15 protein-coding genes are annotated in these 15570 nt (G+C 58.4%); 12 read left to right on the forward strand and 3 right to left on the reverse strand.

Annotation, left to right across the window (positions count from 1 at the left end; all coding sequences use genetic code 11):
• Positions 1 to 46 precede the first annotated feature (46 nt).
• On the forward strand, positions 47 to 565 hold the full coding sequence (locus WG219_02355; GenBank protein ID WXL26351.1) for an ACT domain-containing protein: 519 nt from the start codon (positions 47 to 49) through the stop codon (positions 563 to 565).
• Between the two features lie 1403 nt (positions 566 to 1968).
• On the opposite strand, the gene rarD is transcribed toward WG219_02355, so the two are convergent.
• The gene (gene rarD, locus WG219_02360; GenBank protein ID WXL26352.1) at positions 1969 to 2868 is read right to left on the reverse strand and encodes an EamA family transporter RarD; all 900 of its coding nucleotides are present in this window, start codon (positions 2866 to 2868) and stop codon (positions 1969 to 1971) included.
• 186 nt (positions 2869 to 3054) lie between these two features.
• Between rarD and nirK the strand changes: the two genes are divergently transcribed.
• From nirK to WG219_02375, 3 genes are all read left to right on the forward strand, one after another.
• On the forward strand, positions 3055 to 4131 hold the full coding sequence (gene nirK / locus WG219_02365; GenBank protein WXL26353.1) for a copper-containing nitrite reductase: 1077 nt from the start codon (positions 3055 to 3057) through the stop codon (positions 4129 to 4131).
• Positions 4132 to 4174: 43 nt separating this feature from the next.
• The gene (locus WG219_02370; protein ID WXL26354.1) at positions 4175 to 4816 is read left to right on the forward strand and encodes an SUMF1/EgtB/PvdO family nonheme iron enzyme; all 642 of its coding nucleotides are present in this window, start codon (positions 4175 to 4177) and stop codon (positions 4814 to 4816) included.
• 99 nt (positions 4817 to 4915) lie between these two features.
• Positions 4916 to 5857, forward strand: a complete 942-nt coding sequence (locus WG219_02375; protein ID WXL26355.1) for an SDR family oxidoreductase — start codon at positions 4916 to 4918, stop codon at positions 5855 to 5857.
• Here the strand turns inward: WG219_02375 and WG219_02380 are convergent.
• Together WG219_02380 and WG219_02385 are read right to left on the reverse strand one after the other, a co-directional pair.
• Positions 5854 to 6831: a serine/threonine protein kinase gene (locus WG219_02380; protein WXL26356.1), complete on the reverse strand. Its 978-nt coding sequence runs from the start codon at positions 6829 to 6831 to the stop codon at positions 5854 to 5856. The genes WG219_02375 and WG219_02380 overlap by 4 nt on opposite strands.
• Before the next feature lie 54 nt (positions 6832 to 6885).
• On the reverse strand, positions 6886 to 7623 hold the full coding sequence (locus WG219_02385) for a ComF family protein (protein ID WXL26357.1): 738 nt from the start codon (positions 7621 to 7623) through the stop codon (positions 6886 to 6888).
• A 171-nt stretch (positions 7624 to 7794) separates the two neighbouring features.
• Between WG219_02385 and bioB the strand changes: the two genes are divergently transcribed.
• The 8 genes from bioB (at position 7795) to WG219_02425 (ending at position 15402) form a co-directional block, all read left to right on the forward strand.
• Entirely contained in the window at positions 7795 to 8850 is a 1056-nt protein-coding gene (gene bioB, locus WG219_02390) for a biotin synthase BioB (protein WXL26358.1), read from the forward strand.
• 48 nt (positions 8851 to 8898) lie between these two features.
• Positions 8899 to 10080 (forward strand): 8-amino-7-oxononanoate synthase, encoded by a 1182-nt coding sequence (bioF, locus tag WG219_02395; protein ID WXL26359.1) that lies wholly within the window; start codon positions 8899 to 8901, stop codon positions 10078 to 10080.
• Positions 10073 to 10804 (forward strand): alpha/beta fold hydrolase, encoded by a 732-nt coding sequence (locus tag WG219_02400; protein WXL26360.1) that lies wholly within the window; start codon positions 10073 to 10075, stop codon positions 10802 to 10804. Before bioF ends, WG219_02400 begins: the two co-directional genes overlap by 8 nt.
• Entirely contained in the window at positions 10797 to 11600 is an 804-nt protein-coding gene (bioC, locus tag WG219_02405) for a malonyl-ACP O-methyltransferase BioC (protein WXL26361.1), read from the forward strand. Before WG219_02400 ends, bioC begins: the two co-directional genes overlap by 8 nt.
• A gap of 1 nt (position 11601) precedes the next feature.
• Positions 11602 to 12291, forward strand: coding sequence for a dethiobiotin synthase (bioD, locus tag WG219_02410; GenBank protein WXL26362.1), 690 nt, complete (start codon positions 11602 to 11604; stop codon positions 12289 to 12291).
• 93 nt (positions 12292 to 12384) lie between these two features.
• Positions 12385 to 12684 (forward strand): hypothetical protein, encoded by a 300-nt coding sequence (locus tag WG219_02415; GenBank protein ID WXL26363.1) that lies wholly within the window; start codon positions 12385 to 12387, stop codon positions 12682 to 12684.
• Positions 12685 to 12744: 60 nt separating this feature from the next.
• Positions 12745 to 13437, forward strand: coding sequence for a putative metalloprotease CJM1_0395 family protein (locus WG219_02420; GenBank protein ID WXL26364.1), 693 nt, complete (start codon positions 12745 to 12747; stop codon positions 13435 to 13437).
• A gap of 159 nt (positions 13438 to 13596) precedes the next feature.
• Positions 13597 to 15402: a phenylacyl-CoA dehydrogenase gene (locus WG219_02425; GenBank protein ID WXL26365.1), complete on the forward strand. Its 1806-nt coding sequence runs from the start codon at positions 13597 to 13599 to the stop codon at positions 15400 to 15402.
• Positions 15403 to 15570: the final 168 nt, after the last annotated feature.

The raw sequence follows: 15570 nt of genomic DNA on the forward strand, positions 1-15570 counted from the left end.
CGCAGGCGACTAGCCTTTCAGTGAACGCTTAAGGAGGTGATCAAGTATGGAGCATTTAGTACTGACGCTGATCGCCCGGGATGAGCCGGGTCTGGTTGAGCGAATAGCCTTATGCATCAGCAACCATGGTGGTAACTGGTTGGAGAGCCGCATGGCACGTATGGCCGGGCAGTTTGCCGGGATTGTGCGCATAGCCGCGCCGTTGAGTTCACACGCAGACCTTGTGGCGGCCCTGAGGGAGCTTGAGGGGCAAGGCATTCGTGTGCATGTGGCCGAGGCTGGCGGCGAGCCGGTAGGTGCTCGGCAGGTGATCCGCTTGGAACTGGTCGGTAACGACCGTCCCGGCATCGTCCGTGACATCACCCGTTTGCTCAGCAGTCACGGTGTCAATCTGGAACGCTTAAATACCGAAGTTATTCCAGCTCCCATGAGTGGCGAGCTGTTGTTTCAAGCGCAGGCCCTACTGGCGGTTCCGCAGAGCTTGAGCCTTGAGCAATTGCAGACCCATCTCGAAGGGCTGGCGGATGAGTTGATGGTGGAGCTGAAACTGCACGCGGAAAGTTGAGGCCGGCTTTATCCACGGCGGCTGTGGGTAAGTGTGTGCGTGCCATGGGGAGTAGCCCCGCAAACCCCCACAGCACGAGGCTTTGCGGGAATTGATTAAAATTTATTCAGTTGGTTTTGCTTACACACAAACGCGGGGGATTGTCGTGTGGATAAGCCCTGAGCAATCCCCTGTAAGCCACGATTGCTAAGGCTTTTAGAGGATTGATCACAAAGTGATCATTCGCTGTTGGTTGTGCAGCGATGCTGATGTGTCCATCGCAGTCGGGATGGTCGTGGCTGCGTTATCCACCCTGAGCGTGGATAAGTGTGTGGGTGCTTTGGGGAGTCTGGTCTGAATCCCTAGTGCCCTCTGCGATTGCGCGGAATGAATGAAAAATGAGCAATAGAGTTTGCTTACGCACAAATGGCGGGGATGGCTTTGTGGATAAACCGGGGGTATAGGGCTAAGACCCATGATTTCTGCGGTCTGTAGCTGGTTGGTTGTTTTATGATCAGTTTCTTTAACACTCGACCTGCTATGTCTTGTGATCGGGGCGTGAGCTGAGCCCATCCCTTGCCTACGCCTTATTTCCAAGGAGCAGCACGGCAGTTGTTCAGCTAGTGCGTGGATAAGTCTGTGGGTGTGTTGGGGAGTCCGAGTGCCAGGCCACGGCAGCCGTGGCTCAGAGAGAAGTGATTGAAAAATAGCCGCCCGTGTTGGCTTGTTCACAAAGCGCGTGGATGCAACTGTGGATAAAGCGGGGGCAGTTCTCTACAAACCAGAAAGGGCAGGCTCTCCAGAGTTTTGATTAAAATTTGATCATTTTTTCGCTGAATCTTTGAGTGACCAGAGTGGCCATAACGATTGCTCTCGATTAGTGGCGCGCAACTGCGCAGGAGGGATAACTCGGGCCCGCTGGGACCGTTTATCCACGAGTCGCGTGGATAACTCTGTGAGCCATTTGGGGAGTCAGATCCCACACGCTAGTGCCACGGGGCTTTGAGTAGGCTGGTCAAAAAATAAACAGCCCCAAAGCGTTACGCACAAACGGAGGGGACTGCTTTGTGGATAAGGTTGGGGTATTCCGCTGTAGCCCAGGAATGACGGGGTGTGTAAAGGTTTGATTGTTTTTTGATCAGATGTAGGCGTGTGTGCTGGGGGCTGCCGCCGGGAAGGTGGTGGCTACGACGTGCTGCCTCAGCATAAGGGCCGCAGGGTGCTGTTATCCCCGTGCTACGTGGATAAGTCTGTGAGCGATTTGCGGAGCATTCAATCAAGCCTTAGTGCTGTCTAGGTTTGATGCGAGCGGTCAAAAAATAACCAGCCATTTGAGCTTACACACAAACGCCGGGGACGGAGTTGTGGATAAACCGGGGGCAACAGTCTGCAACCCTGATGCCCCGTGATTTTGCGAGAATTGGTTAATTTTTGCTCAGTGCGTTTTTGCGTAGATTCAGCCATGCATCCACGCTGTAAACCACCAGCCCGGCCCAAATAAACAGGAAGGCTACAAGCTTGCTGCCGGAGAGGGGTTCGCCGAACAGGAATACGGCCTGTAGTAACACCAGCGTCGGCGCCAGGTACTGCAGGAAGCCCAGTGTGGTGTAGGGCAGATGCCGCGCTGCCGCGTTAAAGCACACCAGCGGGATCAGGGTGATAGGTCCGGCAGCCATCAGCCAAAAGGCTTCGGAGCTGCTCCAGAACTCCGGCTGAGTACTCTGCGCAGCGGGGTGTAGCAGCAGCCAGCCAATGGCCAGGGGCAGCAGTAACCAAGTTTCGACCACCAAGCCCGGCAGGGCAGCAACCGGTGCCTGCTTTCGGATCAGGCCGTAAAAGCCAAATGTAAGAGCCAGTGCCAGCGACACCCAAGGCAGGCTGCCGAACTGCCAGACTTGCTCCAGCACACCGATTGTCGCCAGCCCGACCGCCAACCACTGCAAGCGGCGAAGACGCTCGCCGAGTATCAGCATGCCCAACAGCACATTGACCAGCGGATTGATGTAGTAGCCCAGGCTGGCCTCCAGCATGCGATCGTTATTCACAGCCCACACATATACCAGCCAGTTGCTAGCGATCAGCACACCGCTCAAGGCCAGAATCGCAAAGCGCTTGGGATTTGCACATAGTTCACGCAACCAGCCGGGGTGTTTCCACACCAGCAGCATCAGCGCGCCGAACAGGGCAGACCACAGTGCCCGATGAACAATGATCTCAAGCGCCGGAACGCTCTGGATAACTTTGAAATAAAGCGGGAACAGGCCCCAGATGGTGTAGGCCGCAAGGCCCAGTATGTATCCGCGGCGCGGATTGACAGTGCTCATGAATATCCTTGGAGAAGTGGAGCTGAAGCTTGGTCCAGACCATGCCGGTGCTACTGACTGTACATTGTAGTGGCTGAGTCAAGTTGACACAGCAGACAGGATTTCAAGGCGTTTGTTGTTCCAGGACAACAAAATCGCAGTGGAGCTGACGTGCAATGTAGACATCCCTCAGCTAAGGAGAGCTACATGAAACGCCTTAATCCCCTCGCATTGGCCGCCACTTTGGTATGCAGCAGTTATGCACAGGCCGACAACACCGCAGGGCTTGAGCGGGTCAAAGTCAGCCTGGTTCCGCCACCTAACGTGCATGTGCATGAACAGGCTGTAAGTGGAAAGCCCAAAGTGGTTCAGTTCCGCATGACCATCGAGGAGAAGAAAGTCGTCATCGACGGCAAAGGCACCACGCTACAAGCCATGACCTTTGATGGCTCCATGCCGGGGCCGACCATGGTGGTTCACGAAGGTGACTACGTTGAACTGACTTTGGTTAATCCTGCTACTAACAGCATGCCGCATAACATCGACTTCCATGCCGCGACCGGAGCTCTGGGCGGCGCCAAGCTCACACTGGTACAGCCCGGGCAGGAGGCTGTGCTGCGTTTTAAGGCCGATCGCAGCGGCACGTTTGTGTATCACTGCGCCCCGGAAGGCATGGTGGCTTGGCATGTGGTTGCCGGGATGAGTGGCACCTTGATGGTGCTGCCCCGTGACGGATTGAAAGATCCAGCCGGTAACAAGCTGCATTACGACCGCGCCTACACCATTGGCGAGTTCGACCTGTATATCCCCAAGGATAAAGACGGCAAGTACAAAGACTATCCGAGCCTGATGGCCAGTTACCCGGAAACCCGCGAAGCCATGCGCGGACTTATCCCCAGCCATGTAGTGTTCAACGGCAAAGTCGGTGCTCTGACCGGTGAGAACGCCATGACCGCCAAAGTCGGTGAGACGGTGCTGTTTATCCACTCCCAAGCCAACCGCGACACCCGCCCGCACCTGATCGGCGGCCACGGCGATTGGGTCTGGGAAACCGGCAAATTTGCCAATCCGCCTGAGAAGGATCTGGAAACCTGGTTTATTCGGGGCGGCTCTGCCGGTGCCGCGCTGTACACCTTCAAGCAGCCCGGCGTGTACGCCTACGTCAACCACAACCTGATCGAAGCCATGGAGCTGGGCGCAGCTGGGCACGTGAAGGTTGAGGGTGAGTGGAATGATGATCTGATGAAGCAGATCAAAGAGCCCGGCCCGATCACCAGCGAGTAATGCTGCGGTGAAGGCGTTATGCACAGGCCTGCTGGCTGTGGGGATGCTGACAGCCTGTTCGCCCTCCGAGCCGCCTCTGGAGGTGGCTCTGTTGGCGATTCCTGCGAGCACGGTGAGTTACCAGTTGCCGGGTAGTCCGGCGACTTATGATGAGCATGTTGCGGCGTTCTCCATCATGCAGCGCCAGGTCAGCCAGGCGGAAGACTTGCCTGCCACCGGTTTGAGCTGGTTGGACGCCCAAGCCTATGCGGCTTGGTTGTCGCATCAGACCGGGCAGTTTTTCCGCCTGCCCGACTACCCTGAGTGGGTGGCTGCTGCCGGTGAAGCCTTTGTGCAGGATCAGGCCATTGTGGATAACCTGGCCAATCCCGCGCAGCGCTGGCTGCAGGAATACGAGCAGGAAGCCCGGCGTGGGCCGCTCTCAAAAACACTGCTGACATTTGCCGAACAAGAGCGCAACAACGCGGGGCTGCTGAATATCAGCGGCAATGTGTGGGAGTGGACACAGACCTGCTTCGGCCAGTCGCCGGGGCTTTCCGCTGGCGAAGGCTTTTGCGGGGTTCGCATAGCGGCGGGCAGGCATGCCAGTGCCTTGTCCGACTTTGTCCGCGATCCGATTGCCGGAGCCTGCTCGGTTGGCACACCGCCTGCGCATCTGGGCTTGCGTCTGGTGGTGGAAAATTGAGTCTGCTGTTGACCGGACTGCAGCAATCAGGCGTTATGCGCGATCAAGAATCCCGCTTACGGATACCGGGATAATCTGAATCTGATCGAGTCATTCTGCATGAGTGTATTGGTGACCGGCGCATCAGGCCTCGTCGGGCGCGCCCTTGTTGATCATCTGCTTACTGCTCCGGGCAGTAACGTCGTTGCGGCGTTGCGTACGCCAGTCAGTGATTGGTCTGTGCCGCAGCGGCAAATGGGTGATTTGGCCGGTGGAGAAGTCCCTGCCGGTCTGCTGGAGGGGATCGGCGTGGTCGTGCATCTGGCGGCCCGTGTGCATGTCATGAATGAAACCGCCAGCGACCCGTTGCAAGCCTTCCGCGCGGTCAATGTGCAGGGCACACACGCACTCTTGCAGGCCGCTGCCAAGGCGGGTGTACGTCGCTTTGTGTTTGTCAGTTCGATCAAGGTCAATGGCGAAAGCACCGACGCTCAGCCCTTCAGCGAAAGCGATCCCGCTAACCCGCAAGACCCTTACGGCCAATCTAAATGGGAAGCCGAACAGCTGGTTCAATCGTTCTGTGAAGAGCACAGCATGGAATGGGTCATCGTGCGTCCGCCGCTGGTGTACGGCGCGGGCGTGCAGGCCAACTTTTTGCGCTTGTTGCAAGCACTGGCCCGCAACCGTCCACTGCCGCTGGGGGCGCTACATAACCACCGTAGCCTGGTGGCGCTGGATAATCTGGTGAACTTTCTCAGCCTGTGCACAAGCCATCCGGCAGCAGCCAACGAGCTGTTTCTTATCAGCGACGGGCACGACCTCACAGTCGCCGAACTCACCCGGAAAATGCGTGCGGCACTCGCCTCGCGCTCATGGCTGGTGCCCGTGCCCGCGTGTCTGTTGAGTGCCGGTTTGCGCCTGTTGGGCGCGTCCGGGGCTGCCCAGCGCCTGTGTGGTGAATTACGGGTCGACAGCCGCAAGGCGCAAAACCGATTGAACTGGCAGCCCCCAGCCTCGGTGGACGAGGTTATCCACAAGACCATTGCGGCGCTGCAGCGTTAGCTGAACAACCGCAGCGGCTCCTCATCCAGCGCGGCGATCTGTTCGCGCAGGGTGAGAATCTGCTCACCCCAGTAACGCTCCGTGCCGAACCAAGGGAAGCTCATGGGGAACGCCGGGTCGTCCCAGCGCCGCGCCAGCCAGGCGCTGTAGTGCATCAGGCGCAGGGCGCGGAAGCCTTCGATCAACACCAGCTCGCGCGGGTTGAAATCGTGAAACTCCTGATAACCCTCGACTAGCTCGGCCAACTGGCTGAGACGCTCGTGGCGCTCGCCGGCCAGCATCATCCACAAGTCCTGAATCGCCGGGCCCATGCGGCAGTCATCTAGATCGACGATATGGAAACTGTCGCCCCGGCACAGCAGGTTGCCGGGGTGGCAGTCACCGTGCAGACGGATCGACTGACAAGGGTGGGAGGCAAACAACTCATCCAGTCGCTTGAGCAGGTCACGGGCGACGGACTCGTAAGCGGGCAAAAGGCTCTGCGGAATAAAGTTTCCGTCCAGCAAGGTCGCCAGTGATTCGTGGCCGAAGTTGCTTACCTTTAGATGCTCGCGGTGTTCGAACGGCTTGAACGAGCCGACGCCATGCAGGCGGCCGAGCAACTGACCGAGGCGGTACAGCTGATCCATATTGCCCGGCTCCGGTGCACGACCGCCGCGACGGGGGAACAGAGCAAAGCGGAAGCCTGAGTAGCTGAACAGGGTTTCATCTTCAAGGCTGACAGGCGCCACCACTGGTACTTCGCATTCGGCCAGTTCCATGCTGAAGGCGTGTTCTTCGCGGATGGCAGCATCGCTCCAGCGTCCCGGGCGGTAGAACTTGGCAATTAGCGGCTGTTCGCCTTCGATGCCGACCTGATAGACACGGTTCTCGTAACTGTTCAGCGCCAGTACGCGGGCATCGCTGAGGAAGCCGAGGCTCTCCACGGCATCCAGCACCAGGTCGGGTGTGAGTGCAGCAAAGGGATGGGACATGATCGGCTCCAACACAAAGGGTCGGCCAGTTTAGCGCTAACTCCGCTTTCCCGCTTAATCGCCCGGTCGCGGCGTACGCGCCAGGCAATACACATCCACATGAGTCGCACCGGCCCGCGTGAGCAGGCAGGCGAGCATTTCTGCCGTAGCGCCCGTGGTCAGCACGTCATCGATCAGGGCGATATGGCGATTTTTCACCTCGGCATGCGCGTTTAGCGCAAAGGCGTTGCGTAGGTTGCGCCGTCGGGTTTTGGCATCGAGCTGTTGTTGCGCGGGTGTATCAAACTGGCGGATCAACCAGCGTTTCTGCACTGGTACATCCAGCAGTGGGCTGAGCCACTGGCACATCAACTCAGCCTGATTGAAACCGCGTTGGCGCAGACGTCCTGCGGCCAAAGGCACAGGCAAGAGCAGATCTGGTGTGCTCAGCCCATCATCTAGGCTGTGGCGAATATGCCGGGCCAGCAGTTCGGTCAGCAGATGCCCATACGGCAGCTTGTTCTGATGCTTAAAGCGGGTGATCAAGGTGTCCACCGGGAAGCTGTAGCGCCAGGGCGCAATCACCCGCTCAAATGCGGGCGGGCGTTTCTGGCAACTGCCGCAAATCATTCCCGACGCAGGCAGCGGCAGGGCGCAGACGCTGCAATGCGGACCCAGCCAGGGCAGGTCTATTTCACAGGCCATGCAGATGCCGATGATGCTGTGCTCGCTGCGTTCATCACAGAGCAGGCAGCGGTTGGTCGGTTTAATCCAGGTAGGTAGATGGTCCATAAAACCGTCCAAGGCAGGCATATAGGCTCTTCCGTGAATAAATCATAATTGATCACAAAATAACCAGTAGTAAACCTTAAGTAAAAACATGGTTGACAGTGTGTGATCTGTATCTATGATTTGCCTGGCCTGATGACCGCCTTTACCGGCGGAACCAAAGAACAACATGCGCTATTGAGCAAGGACACAACCATGAGTGCCACCGCCGCCTCTCCAACTCGCCACGACTGGACCCTCGCCGAGGTCAAGGCGCTGTTTGAGCAACCGTTCAACGATCTGCTGTTTCAGGCGCAAATGGTGCACCGTGCCCACTTTGACCCTAACCGGGTACAGGTCTCGACCTTGCTTTCGATCAAGACTGGCGCCTGCCCGGAAGACTGCAAATACTGTCCTCAGTCCGGTCACTACAACACTGGCCTGGATAAGCAGAAGTTGATGGAAGTGCAGAAGGTGCTGGAGGCTGCGGCGGAAGCTAAGGCGATTGGCTCCACCCGTTTCTGCATGGGCGCAGCGTGGAAGCACCCGTCGGCCAAAGACATGCCCTACGTGCTGAAAATGGTTGAAGGCGTGAAGGCACTCGGTCTGGAAACCTGCATGACTCTGGGCAAGCTCGACCGCGAGCAGACTCAGGCGCTGGCAGCAGCCGGGCTGGATTACTACAACCACAACCTGGACACCTCACCGGAGTTCTACGGCAACATCATTACCACCCGCACATACGCCGAGCGTCTGGAAACACTGGCCTATGTACGTGAGTCCGGGATGAAGATCTGCTCAGGCGGTATCCTCGGTATGGGTGAATCCCTGGACGACCGCGCCGGTCTGCTGATCCAGCTGGCTAACCTGCCGGAGCATCCGGAGTCGGTGCCGATCAACATGCTGGTGAAAGTGCAGGGCACGCCATTGGCCGATGAGCAGGATGTTGATCCGTTCGACTTTATCCGCATGCTCGCCGTGGCCCGCATCATGATGCCGAAATCCCACGTGCGCTTGTCCGCAGGCCGCGAGGCGATGAACGAGCAGATGCAGGCGCTGGCGTTCTTTGCCGGAGCTAACTCGATCTTCTACGGCGAGAAGCTGCTCACCACCGCCAACCCACAAGCGACCAAGGACATGGAGCTGTTCGCACGCCTGGGCATCAAGCCGGAAGAGCGCGAAGAGCACGGCGATGAGGTCCATAAGGCGGCCATCGAGCAAGCTCTGATTGAGCAGCGCGACTCCAAGCTGTTCTACAACGCTGCCGTTTAATCACCCGGCGGGTGCTTAGCCACCCGCGACTGCCCGGCAGGTTTTTCTATGAGTTTTGATCTCGCCAGCCGTCTGGCCGAACGACGCGCCGCCCAGCTGTATCGCCAGCGCCCGCTGCTGCAAAGCCCGCAAGGGCCTAGCGTGCAGGTGGATGGCCGCGAGCTGCTGGCGTTCTGTTCCAATGACTACCTTGGTCTGGCCAACCATCCACAGGTGATCGAAGCCTGGCAGGCTGGCGCCGCGCGCTGGGGTGTCGGCGGTGGTGCTTCGCATCTGGTGATTGGCCACAGCACACCGCACCACGAGCTTGAGGAGGCGCTGGCCGAGTTCACTGGCCGGCCCAAGGCGCTGCTGTTTACCACCGGCTATATGGCCAATATGGGCGTGGTCACAGCGCTGGTCGGGCAGGGCGATACCGTGCTGGAAGATCGCCTTAATCACGCCTCGCTGCTGGATGCCGGTTTGCTCAGTGGTGCGCGCTTTTCCCGTTACCAGCACAACGATGCTGATAGCCTCAACCTGCGCCTGCAAAAGGCCGTTGGAAATACATTAGTTGTCACCGATGGCGTGTTCAGTATGGACGGTGATCTGGCTGAGTTGCCTGCCCTGTGCGCTGAAACCAAGCGCGCCGATGCTTGGGTGATGGTGGACGATGCCCATGGCTTTGGCACGCTGGGTGCGAACGGTGGCGGGATCGTCGAGCACTATGGTCTGGCACAGGATGATGTGCAGGTGCTGGTCGGCACCCTGGGCAAGTCATTCGGCACCGCTGGCGCGTTTGTCGCGGGCAGCGAAGAGCTGATCGAAGCCATGGTGCAGTTCGCCCGGCCCTACATTTACACCACCAGCCAGCCGCCTGCGTTGGCCTGCGCTACCCTGAAAAGTCTGGAGCTGCTGCGAACCGAACATTGGCGGCGCGAGCATCTGAGCGAGCTGATCCGCCGCTTCCGCGAGGGGGCAGCGGCCCTGGGGCTGGAGCTGATGGACAGCCCGACACCAATCCAGCCGATTCTGGTCGGCGACAGTGGCCGTGCTCTGCGGTTATCGCAAATGCTGCGCGAGCGTGGCCTGTTGGTGACGGCGATTCGTCCGCCTACTGTTCCGGCTGGCACCGCCCGCCTGCGGGTGACACTTTCGGCAGCGCACAGTTTCGAGCAGCTCGAGCGCTTGCTGGAGACGCTCGGCGAGTGTTGGCCGCTGCTGGCTAATGAGGATGCTGCCCATGCGTAATCGCCTGATTCTGCTGCCCGGCTGGGGCTTGGGAACTGCGCCGTTGCAACCGCTAGCGGATGCCTTGAGCGGGATTGACCCGCACCTGCTGGTGCAAGTCGAGCCGCTGCCAACGCAGACTTCAGCCGATCCGGCTGATTGGCTGGATGAGCTGGATGCCAACCTGCCGGAAGATGCCTGGCTCGGTGGCTGGTCCCTTGGCGGCATGCTCGCCGCCGCATTGGCTGAACGCCGTGGTGAACGCTGCCCTGGCCTAGTGACCCTGGCCAGTAACCTGAGTTTTGTTGCCGAACCGGACTGGCCGACGGCAATGCCCGTTGAAACCTTTGATGCCTTTATGCAGAACTGCGCGGCAGATGCGCAGGCAACCCTGAAGCGTTTTGCCTTGCTCTGCGCGCAGGGCGCTGCGGATGGGCGCAGTCTGTCCCGGCAACTGCTGGCCAGTGCGCCGACCGTGCAGGCAGACATTCTGCTGGCCGGGCTTGAAGTGCTGGCGGCATTGGATACCCGCCCTGCGATTGAACAGTTTGTCGGCCCGCAACTGCACCTGTTTGCAGGCAGCGATGCGCTGGTGCCTGCTGATGCCGCACAGGCCCTGCTGGCGCTGGTGGGTGATGTGGAAGTCGGCCTGATCGAAGAGGTCAGCCACGCTTTTATTCTGGAGCGCCCCCACGAAATCGCTGCCGCTATTCAGGCTTTTTTACATGAGGCCCGCGATGACTGATCTGGCTCAACAGCAATATGTCGGCCTGCCGGACAAGCGCCAGGTCGCAGCTTCGTTCTCCCGCGCGGCCACGACCTATGACAGCGTTGCTGCCTTGCAGCGCAATGTGGGCGAGCGCTTGTTGAGCTTGCTGCCTTCTGTGAGCGTTGAGCGTTGGCTTGATCTGGGCTGCGGTACCGGGCATTTCAGCCGGGCATTGGCCCAGCGCTTTCCGGCCACTGAAGGTGTGGCGTTGGATATTGCTGAAGGCATGCTGCAACACGCCCGTCCGTTGGGTGGTGCCCAGCAGTTTATTGCCGGGGATGCGGAAAACCTGCCTTTACAAGATGCATCCTGCGATCTGATTTTCTCCAGCCTAGCGTTGCAGTGGTGCGCGGATTTTCAGTCTGTCCTACGGGAAGCAGGCCGGGTGCTCAAACCCGGTGGTGTGTTTGCTTTTAGCAGTTTGTGTGTCGGCACCTTGCAGGAACTGCGTGACAGTTGGCAGGCAGTGGATGGTTTTGTCCACGTTAATCGCTTTCGTCATTACAGTGATTATCAGCGCCTGTGCTCAGGGAGTGGTTTGCGTGAAGTCTGTTTGCAGGTAGAGGCGCAACGCCTTTTTTATCCAGACCTGCGCACACTGACCCACGAACTCAAGGCGCTGGGCGCACACAACCTTAACCCCGGAAGGCCGGGCGGTCTCACCGGGCGAGCGCGAATGCTGGCGCTAATTAACGCGTACGAACAGTTCCGCCAACCCCAAGGGTTGCCGCTCACCTACCAAGTGCTCTACGGCGTATTACGTAAGGAGTGATATGAGCGCTGCGTTTTTTGTAACCGGCACGGACACGGAAATCGGCAAAACCACGGTGGCGGCAGGACTGCTTCGGGCTGCCCAGAAGCTTGGGCTGTCTACCGCAGCAGCCAAACCGGTGGCTTCCGGCTGTGAACTGACCGATAAGGGTTTGCGCAACGAGGACGCGCTGGCGCTGATGGGGCAGTGCAGCCTGGAGTTAAGTTACGACGAGATCAACCCGATGGCCTTTGCCCCGGCCATTGCCCCGCATCTTGCCGCTCAAGAAGCTGGAATACAGTTAGACAGCGCTGCCTTGCTGGCACCCGTACAAGCCGTGCTTGAAAAGCAGGCTGACTTCACCGTGGTTGAGGGTGCGGGTGGTTGGCGTGTGCCGCTGGCCGGGCAGGAGACGCTGGCGGATCTGGCCATCGCTTTGCAGCTACCGGTGATTCTGGTGGTCGGCGTGCGCTTGGGTTGTATCAACCATGCGCTGCTGACGGCTGAGGCGATTGAACGCGATGGCCTGAGACTGGCGGGCTGGGTGGCTAATGTCGTTGACCCAAACACCTCGCGGATCAAAGAGAACCTGGCGACCCTGGCTGAACGCCTGCCCGCACCATGCCTGGGGTTCCTGCCGCGTTTGCCAAAGCCAACGGCGGATGAGGTGGCCGGTTATCTGGATCTGCGCCTGCTGCTGAATACGGTCTAAGCTGAAACACGTTGATAGCGATTTGGTTGTACGTTTTTCGTACAGTATCTGCTTCAATAAGATTATTCACTGGTTTCGTGGCAGGACTTCATTATGGAAATTTCGCGCAGTGCGTTCAGCTCAGCCATCAGCACGGTACAAAGCGGACAGCGTCGTGTAGATCAGGCCGCTGCTGATATAGTCAGCCAGACGTTGCCGCCTGCTCAGCCCGTCAATCCAACGCCTGCACCGAATGCGGTCGAAGCCACGTCGCGCGCATCGGAACAAACTCGCCCTGATCTGGCGCAAAGCTTGGTGAGTCTGAACGAAGGCCAGCAACAAGTGCAGGCCGGCAGCAAGGTCGCTAAAAGTGCGGACGAGGTGCTGGGCACGTTGATCGACATCCGCGCATAAGTTGAATGACAGCGGCTGAAGCCTACGGCGTCAGCCTGTCATCAGGGTGAGGGTGCATCCATGCAGGTTGCCAACTTCAATCACTCTGTAGCCTATTCATCCTGGCCGCAGCCTGATCTGGCTGCTAAAAAGCCTGACACTCAGGCTTCCCCATCGGCCTCATCCGCTTCTGGCTCTTCCGAAGGGCCGTCCTCAGGCGTTAGTAACGCCAGCAATAAGCCAACTGCAGCCGAACAGATTGAGCAGCTCGAACTTACCCGAATGGTCCAGCGTGACCGGGAAGTTCGCTTGCATGAGCAGGCCCACGCAGCCATCGGAGGCCGCCATGCAGGGGCCCCGACCTATAGTTATGAGCGTGGCACAGATGGCAAACGCTATGCCGTCGCCGGTGAGGTCAGCATTGATGTCAGTGCGGTGCCGAATGATCCCGAAGCCACCGTACGCAAGATGGAGGTGGTGATCAGGGCGGCGCTGTCCCCGGCAGAGCCTTCAGCCCAAGACCGACAGATTGCAGCACAAGCTCAGATTCGTATGGCAGAAGCCTTCGCGGAGGTCGCCAGGACGCGCCGCGAAGAGACTGAAGCTGCGCGTGAAACCCGAGCTGAGCAGCGAGAAGAGAACGAACAAAAAGCTACAGAAAATGACAATAAGAAAGACGTTACACCGGCGTCCGCCACATCCACTGCGCTTGAGCTTTACCGCCAGATGAGTGGCGTGAAGGGCTCTGATCCATTGATCGACCTGGCTATCTGAGCCTGTCTGGGGGTGCTTGACATTGGTAGGTCATAAACGTATGTTTCAAACACCTGTTTGACTGTTTGTTGGCGTTATCCGCTCCCAGTCGAACACTAAGAACAGTCGATTTCCCCTGTTACCTATACATCCAAGAATCTACCGCAGAGGTTTACCGTCATGCCTGAGTACAAGGCTCCCTTGCGTGATATCCGTTTCGTTCGTGACGAACTGCTGGGCTATCCCGAGCACTATCAAAGCCTTTCGGCTTGCCAGGACGCGACTCCGGACGTGGTTGACGCCATCCTCGAAGAAGGCGCCAAGTTCTGTGAGCAAGTCATTGCTCCTCTTAACCGTGTAGGTGACCTGGAAGGTTGTAAGTGGTCACCTGAAGGCGTGAAAACTCCGACAGGCTTCAAAGAAGCCTACGACCAGTTCGTTGAAGGTGGCTGGCCGAGCCTGGCGCACGACGTTGACCATGGCGGTCAAGGTTTGCCGGAATCCCTTGGCATCAGCATGAGCGAAATGATCGGCCAGGCTAACTGGTCCTGGGGTATGTACCCAGGCCTGTCCCATGGCGCGATGAACACCATCGCCGCTCACGGTACTGAGGAGCAGAAACACGCCTACCTGAGCAAGCTGGTGACCGGTGAGTGGACCGGTACCATGTGCCTGACCGAGCCCCATTGCGGTACCGACCTGGGCATGCTGCGTACTAAGGCTGAGCCGCAAGCTGATGGCAGCTACAAAGTATCGGGCACCAAAATCTTCATCTCTGCGGGTGAGCACGACATGTCGGGCAACATTGTCCACATCGTTCTGGCCCGTCTGCCGGATGCGCCGCAAGGCACCAAAGGTATCTCCCTGTTCATCGTGCCGAAGTTCCTGCCAGCAGCTGACGGTTCTGCCGGTGAGCGTAACGCCGTGTCCTGCGGTTCTATCGAACACAAAATGGGCATCCACGGTAACGCGACCTGTGTGATGAACTTTGACGGCGCCACAGGCTTCCTGATTGGCCCGCCGAACAAAGGCCTGAACTGCATGTTCACCTTCATGAACACCGCTCGTGTTGGTACCTCGCTGCAAGGCCTGGCGCACGCTGAGATCGGTTTCCAAGGTGGTTTGAAGTACGCTCGTGAGCGTCTGCAGATGCGTTCCCTGACTGGCCCGAAAGCGCCGGACAAGCCTGCCGATCCGCTGATCGTGCACCCGGACGTCCGCCGCATGCTGCTGACCATGAAAGCCTTCTCCGAAGGTAGCCGTGCGCTGATTTATTTCGCAGCTAAGCAAGTCGACATCGTCCGCTACAGCGAAAACGAAGAAGAGAAGAAAGCGGCTGATGCCATGCTGGCTTTCCTCACGCCGATTGCTAAAGCGTTCATCACCGAAGTGGGCTTTGAAGCTGCTAACCACGGTCTGCAAATCTACGGTGGCCATGGCTTTATCGCTGAGTGGGGCATGGAGCAGAACGTGCGTGATGCCCGTATCTCTATGCTGTACGAGGGCACCACTGGTATCCAGGCACTGGACCTGCTGGGCCGTAAAGTGCTGATGACTCAGGGCGAAGCGCTGAAAGGCTTCACCAAGATCGTGCACAAGTTCTGCCAAGCTAACGAGGGCAACGAGAGCCTCAAAGGGCTGGTTGGCCAACTGGCTGACATCAACAAGGAGTGGGGCGAGATCACCATGAAAGTGGGGATGGCTGCCATGAAGGATCGTGAAGAAGTCGGTGCTGCTTCTGTCGACTACCTCATGTACTCCGGTTATGCCTGCTTGGCTTACTTCTGGGCTGACATCGCACGCGTTGCGGCTGAAAAGCTGGCGGCAGGTACGTCGGAAAAGGCTTTCTACGAAGCTAAGATCCAAACTGCCAAGTTCTATTTCGCCCGCATCCTGCCACGTACCCGTGCGCACGTCGCTGCAATGCTGTCCGGTGCTAACAACCTGATGGACATGGCAGAAGAGAACTTCGACCTGGGCTACTAAGTTCGGGTTTGAGGATCAAAAACCGCTGCTTTTGGGCAGCGGTTTTTTTATGAGCGGTGTTTTTTGACTGGCCGGTTCTGGCCAGACATTCGCTAGTTTCTGGTGCTTGTGCGGGTTTTTGGCACGGCACTCAATGGTGGTTTATGCCTGAGTTTTGGCTAAAACCAA

The organism is Pseudomonas mendocina (assembly GCA_037482215.1).
GTDB classification, from domain to species: Bacteria; Pseudomonadota; Gammaproteobacteria; order Pseudomonadales; family Pseudomonadaceae; genus Aquipseudomonas; species Aquipseudomonas mendocina_E.

What these genes read in the sequence shown, in the direction of transcription:
- nirK (WXL26353.1), top strand. Translation starts at nt 3,055, where the DNA reads ATGAAACGCCTTAATCCCCTCGCATTGGCCGCCACTTTGGTATGCAGC.
- WG219_02385 (WXL26357.1), bottom strand. Translation starts at nt 7,623, where the DNA reads ATGCCTGCCTTGGACGGTTTTATGGACCATCTACCTACCTGGATTAAA.
- WG219_02420 (WXL26364.1), top strand. Translation starts at nt 12,745, where the DNA reads ATGCAGGTTGCCAACTTCAATCACTCTGTAGCCTATTCATCCTGGCCG.
- WG219_02400 (WXL26360.1), top strand. Translation starts at nt 10,073, where the DNA reads ATGCGTAATCGCCTGATTCTGCTGCCCGGCTGGGGCTTGGGAACTGCG.
- bioB (WXL26358.1), top strand. Translation starts at nt 7,795, where the DNA reads ATGAGTGCCACCGCCGCCTCTCCAACTCGCCACGACTGGACCCTCGCC.
- WG219_02375 (WXL26355.1), top strand. Translation starts at nt 4,916, where the DNA reads ATGAGTGTATTGGTGACCGGCGCATCAGGCCTCGTCGGGCGCGCCCTT.
- WG219_02355 (WXL26351.1), top strand. Translation starts at nt 47, where the DNA reads ATGGAGCATTTAGTACTGACGCTGATCGCCCGGGATGAGCCGGGTCTG.
- WG219_02415 (WXL26363.1), top strand. Translation starts at nt 12,385, where the DNA reads ATGGAAATTTCGCGCAGTGCGTTCAGCTCAGCCATCAGCACGGTACAA.
- WG219_02370 (WXL26354.1), top strand. Translation starts at nt 4,175, where the DNA reads ATGCTGACAGCCTGTTCGCCCTCCGAGCCGCCTCTGGAGGTGGCTCTG.
- rarD (WXL26352.1), bottom strand. Translation starts at nt 2,868, where the DNA reads ATGAGCACTGTCAATCCGCGCCGCGGATACATACTGGGCCTTGCGGCC.
- bioF (WXL26359.1), top strand. Translation starts at nt 8,899, where the DNA reads ATGAGTTTTGATCTCGCCAGCCGTCTGGCCGAACGACGCGCCGCCCAG.
- WG219_02425 (WXL26365.1), top strand. Translation starts at nt 13,597, where the DNA reads ATGCCTGAGTACAAGGCTCCCTTGCGTGATATCCGTTTCGTTCGTGAC.
- bioC (WXL26361.1), top strand. Translation starts at nt 10,797, where the DNA reads ATGACTGATCTGGCTCAACAGCAATATGTCGGCCTGCCGGACAAGCGC.
- bioD (WXL26362.1), top strand. Translation starts at nt 11,602, where the DNA reads ATGAGCGCTGCGTTTTTTGTAACCGGCACGGACACGGAAATCGGCAAA.
- WG219_02380 (WXL26356.1), bottom strand. Translation starts at nt 6,831, where the DNA reads ATGTCCCATCCCTTTGCTGCACTCACACCCGACCTGGTGCTGGATGCC.